We start from the raw sequence: 5032 nt of genomic DNA, 5'->3' as shown, positions 1-5032 counted from the left end.
CAGTCGAACTTCGGAACGTGCACGATCGTCGGCAATTACAGCCAGCTCGGGCACATGGGAACGGTGAACGCCAATTACACGTGCTCGTATGGCATCAACGGGACGATGACGCTGTACGAGCTCGAGCGCAACTCGTCGGGGGTGACCGGGCGCCTGGTAGCCCAGAACAACGCCTGCCAGTTATCCGGCCAGCTAGGTGGCGTGGAACGATGAGCGGTAACGTCGCCGCGCGCGCCATGGCGGGCCAGCCGATGGAGCCGCGCAACGACGCCGCCGGTGCGAACCTGTTTCGCCTGCTCGTCGAAAGCGTTCGCGACTACGCGATCTTCATGCTCGATCCCGAGGGGCGCGTGTCGACGTGGAATGCGGGTGCGGAGAACATCAAGGGTTACCGCAAGGAAGAGATTCTCGGCAAGCACTTCTCGATCTTCTACACGCAGGACGCGATCGCACGGCGCTTCCCGCAGTACGAGCTCGACATGGCGCGCGAGCATGGGCGCTTCGAGGACGAGGGCTGGCGGCTGCGCAAGGATGGATCGAAGTTCTGGGCGAACGTCGTGATCAATGCCGTGCGCGACGAGCGCGGTGCGTTGCGCGGCTTTGCGAAGGTCACGCGCGATCTCACGGCACGCCGGCAGGTCGAGGAGCTGCAGCGCAGCGAGCGCCTGATGAACGAGTTCCTCGCGATGCTCGCGCACGAGCTGCGCAATCCGCTTGCACCGATCCAAACGTCGCTCGATCTGATCGCGCTGCGGCCCGACGATCGGGAGACGACGCAATGGGCGCACGACGTGATCGCGCGCCAGACGCGTCAGCTCGCCCATCTCGTGGACGAGCTGCTCGACGTCAGCCGCATCACCCAAGGCAAGATCACGCTGCGGCCGCAGAACGTCGATTTGCGCGCGACCGTCCGGCAGGTCGCCCAGGCATGGAAAGGCGCATCGTCGGCGCGTCACCAGACCCTCGACGTCGTGCTGCCAGCCGAGCCGATGCCCGTGCATGCCGATTCCGCCCGGCTCGAACAGGTGCTGTCCAATCTCGTGAGCAACGCCGTCAGGTACACGCCGGATGGCGGGACGATCGTGCTGCGCGGCCATGTGCATGCAGGCGTGGCGTCGGTCGCCGTATCCGACAACGGCATCGGCATCCCGCCGGACCTGCTGATGCGGGTGTTCGATCTTTTCGTGCAAGGCGAGCGCAACCTCGATCGGGGCGAGGGCGGCCTCGGCGTCGGACTCACGCTTGCCAAGCGCCTCGTCGACGCGATGGGTGGTACGTTGACGGCCGAGAGCCCGGGTGCCGGCCAAGGCAGCGAGTTCACGCTCGCCATGCCGGTCGTACAGCACTTGGCGCTGGCGCAGGCCTCGCCGGCTGCGCGCGAAACGTCCGTTGCGTCGTCGCGCCGGGTGTTGGTCGTCGACGATAACGCAGACGCCGCCGATGCGCTTGGCGCACTGCTGGAGGCGCTCGGCCATCGCGCGCGGATCGCCTATGACGGACCGACCGCGCTTCGCATGGCGGCCGACGAGCCGCCGGACGTGATGCTCGTCGATATCGGCCTGCCGGAGATGAACGGGTACGACGTCGTACGACGACTGCGCGAGATGCCGCAATTCGCGCAGACGCGGTTCGTGGCGTGCACTGGCTACGGGCGTCCGCAGGATAGCGAACGCCTCGACACTGCTGGCTTCGACGCGTACCTAGTCAAGCCCGTCGAAGCGGCGGATCTCGAGCGCGCGATCGCCGCGCCCTGACCAGCGCTCGGCGTGGTAGATTACCGCACAAACATGCGGTATCCACCGTGCGCTTCGCCGTCCGCCTCCTACGCTACCGAGGACGCGTCATACCGTGGCGCGAGGTCGTCAACCGAGCGCCTGCGATTGGCGAGATGCGGATCGAGGAGACGCGCGACGACGAGCTACGCCGCTATGTGCGCACCGCGAAGCTCTTCCCGCTCGACGGCTTGCCGCGCACGCCGTTCGCGCTGCCGCAGCTTCATGACGTGCGTGTGATTGGGATGAGCCAGCAGGCGTTCACGCTCGCAGGCGTCGAGCGCGTCGACACGGTCGAATACGCGCAGTCGTGGCTCGTCAGCAGCGCGTAGCGGCGCGCGCGGGCAGCGAATCTCAGCTCGTGCGCCGCGCCTGCATGATCGCGAGGCAGCCGCACCATGCGGCGAACGCGAACGCCGTCCAATACCAGTGTGCGAGGAACAGTGCGGCCAGGACGGCGAGGTCGAACGCTGTCGTAGCGATCGGTGGCACTGCCGCGGATGCTGCCTGCCGGCTCGCCGCGGCGGGAACCGTCCATATGGTGAGCGCGAGCATCGACCAGACCCACGCGGCGATGCCGTAATGCAGCCAGCTCACACCCGCCGCCAGCGCGAAATGGAGCGCGACCGCTAGCGCGCCCCTTTGCATGATCCACTCGATACGCCGATCCATTGGGTGGTTACCCGATTGAAAAATTTGCAAATGTTACCACTCCCGTATGGCGGCGGCGCCTCGCTTCCGACAATCGGACGAAGGGAGTGATGATTTCACACCGGCATGCAAGTGGCTTTCCACGCCAGCGGCTAGATCTCCTGTCGATCCGCTTTACAGTTGGTGATCGATGGTTCCGTGGCGCAAGGGCAACAGCGTTGTATTCCAGAAGCATTCCGAGGACGGTACGCGCATTGCTACGCGGTTTGTTAACGACAAGTCGGCCCATGCTGTTGCAAAGGCGCCGAATCCAGCACAGGGGGGTCAGATGCGATCCCGTGCCATTCATTTGTGCGCGATCGCCAGTTCGTTGGCCGCGGCGACGCTCTGGCCTGCGCCAGTCCATGCGACGGCGATCTTCACGCAGACTATCGTCAATCCGCTGGCCACGGTCAGTACTCTCGACGACTTCTCGAACTGTCGCGACAACCAAGGCTGTCTCGGTAAGACCGGCCAAGTGTTCGACGCGGCTGGGAATCCATTGGCGGTCGGCAATCTGACGGATACGTTGACGTACACATTCACGCTGACACCGGCGGAGATTGCAGACATCGCTGCGAATCCGGCCGGTATTGGCACTCTGTCCATGACCGCTGCGCGCGACCTCGGGCTGCGCGCTGGTACCGCGACGAACACCGATTTTCTTGTCACGACGATCGACGGCACCCTGATAGGCAACCTGTTTGGCGACACAGTGAGCACCTGCCCGGCGGGCGAGAACTTCGGCCCAATCAACTTCACCTGCGGCCCGAACTATCACAACGACGTTTCCGCTATATCGTCGCTCACGATTCCCAGTGCGTTGTTTCAGGCCGCGGCCGCAGACGGGTCGATAAGCGCATTGATCAATCCGACTGACGACGTCGGGCGGTTGAAGGTGTTTTCGTTGACGCTGGAGTACGCGGCCACGGTCCCCGAGCCGGCGTCGCTCCTGCTTGTCGGTGCTGCGCTCGCAGCAGCCGCTGCGATGCGGCGTCGGAACTCCGTCGCCGAGCGTTAACGGCGCACAATCCCATGTCGCCGTAATTGGCGTCCGATCGAGCGCGCGCGTCGCGTGCCGAGCCTTGCCAAAAAGCTGAGGCCGCGCCGCCATGGGGGTTTACATTTTTATCAAACCACCGCGACCGTGGATAGCAACGCGCGGGCGCGACGTGCCGTAGGAGCATCATTGCGTTTGCATAGAACAAGGTCCGATTCACCAATCGGGGGCTGCCATGTTTACGCGTTTACGGTTCTTCTTGTTTGCAGCGCTACCGACCGTGCTCTTCTGCAGCACGAGCCTCGCTCGCACAATTGTCGTTCATCCTGGGGAATCCATTCGCGCCGCCCTGACGGAGGCCAAGTCAGGCGATCGCATTCAAGTCCTGCCCGGTGTCTATCACGAGGGTGTTGCGGGCGATCTAAACGCAATCAGCGTCAATCTCAGCGGCATCCATATCGTCGGCCTGTCATCTCCGAGTCGGCCCGTCGTTCTCGAGAACGCAGGCGGTCAGTCGTTTGGAATTTGGGTAAGCCCCTCCGACTCCACGGGGCCGGCACCCCAATCCGATCCCGAACATCCCCCGTGCGGTCTTTCGTCGGCGCGCATCTACGGATTCTCGCTGTTCGGGTTCACGGTGAGAGGATTTGCCGGGGACGGCGTGCATCTGGCGTGCGTCGATGACTTCGCGCTCAACAGCAACGTCGTTGACGGCAACGGCGTTTACGGTCTCTTTCCCGTGGTATCGCGCGATGGCCTCATTTCCGAAAACGTCGTCATCAACACGGTATCGGACGCCGGCATCTACGTAGGGCAAAGCGACAACGTTTCGATCGAAGCAAACGACGTGCACAATAATCTGCTGGGAATCGAAGTGGAGAACAGCCGAAATTGCAGTGTCATTCGGAACCACGTCGTCGGCAACACGCTCGGAATCGTCGTCGATTTGATGCCGTTCCTGGAAATTGGCAGTCAGCGGAACACGTTGGTCACCCTTAACACGGTCAATGACAACAACCGCCCCAACACCGCCGAGCCGGACGATGCGCTCGCTGCGTTGCCGTCGGGAATCGGCATTCTGTTGGTGGCCGCCGACACCACGAGCGTCACTCGCAACGCCGTGACCAACAATCAATTTCTGGGTATTGGCGTCGTCAGCTTCTGCCTCGAAGCGAGTCTTCTTGGACTGCCGTGTGATGGTCTGGACATCGACCCCCAGCCCGATGCCAATCGCATCTTCGGAAACGTCGCGCAAGCGAATGGGACGGTGCCGGTCGCCGATCCGTTGCTGGACACTTTCCGCGCCGATCTCGCATGGGATAGCACGGGAAGCGGCAACTGCTGGAAGTCAAACTTGGTCGGAACAACCGTGCCACCGGTGCTTCCGCCGTGCTGACCGAAGCACGTTCCCCCGCCCGATCAACGACGCCGGTGTGCGTGACTTGAAAACGCAGCGATTAACGGTCCCGATAAGTCGAGCTCACGCCGAGCGAGGCTTGCGAAGTGTCGCAATGCATCACAGCAGCCCAGTTTTCAAGGCGACTGAGTTCCCTTGCACGCCGCGCGCGCC

At 63.3% G+C, this 5032-nt stretch carries 6 protein-coding genes; 5 read left to right on the top strand and 1 reads right to left on the bottom strand.

Going from position 1 to position 5032, the window contains the following annotated elements:
- The 3 genes from VL598_RS07545 to VL598_RS07535 form a co-directional block, all read left to right on the top strand.
- Nucleotides 1–213 (top strand): hypothetical protein (locus VL598_RS07545; RefSeq protein ID WP_325326080.1); only part of this gene is annotated, 213 nt, incomplete at its 5' end.
- A complete protein-coding gene (locus tag VL598_RS07540) occupies nucleotides 210–1754 on the top strand; it encodes a PAS domain-containing hybrid sensor histidine kinase/response regulator (RefSeq protein ID WP_325326079.1) in 1545 nt (514 codons plus the stop codon). The genes VL598_RS07545 and VL598_RS07540, both read left to right, overlap by 4 nt.
- Before the next feature lie 134 nt (nucleotides 1755–1888).
- A complete protein-coding gene (locus VL598_RS07535) occupies nucleotides 1889–2104 on the top strand; it encodes a hypothetical protein (protein WP_325326078.1) in 216 nt (71 codons plus the stop codon).
- A gap of 22 nt (nucleotides 2105–2126) precedes the next feature.
- On the opposite strand, the gene VL598_RS07530 is transcribed toward VL598_RS07535, so the two are convergent.
- On the bottom strand, nucleotides 2127–2420 hold the full coding sequence (locus VL598_RS07530; protein ID WP_325326077.1) for a hypothetical protein: 294 nt from the start codon (nucleotides 2418–2420) through the stop codon (nucleotides 2127–2129).
- Between the two features lie 331 nt (nucleotides 2421–2751).
- Here VL598_RS07530 and VL598_RS07525 point away from each other — a divergent pair, with 331 nt between their 5' ends.
- Nucleotides 2752–3483 (top strand): PEP-CTERM sorting domain-containing protein, encoded by a 732-nt coding sequence (locus VL598_RS07525; RefSeq protein ID WP_325326076.1) that lies wholly within the window; start codon nucleotides 2752–2754, stop codon nucleotides 3481–3483.
- Nucleotides 3484–3697: 214 nt separating this feature from the next.
- Entirely contained in the window at nucleotides 3698–4858 is a 1161-nt protein-coding gene (locus tag VL598_RS07520; protein ID WP_325326075.1) for a right-handed parallel beta-helix repeat-containing protein, read from the top strand.
- The last annotated feature ends 174 nt before the right edge of the window (nucleotides 4859–5032 follow it).

Source organism: Trinickia sp., from assembly GCF_035492435.1.
Classification (GTDB): domain Bacteria; phylum Pseudomonadota; class Gammaproteobacteria; order Burkholderiales; family Burkholderiaceae; genus Trinickia.
Note: the sequence above shows the minus strand (reverse complement) of the source record. Positions and strands in the feature narration are given on the sequence as shown.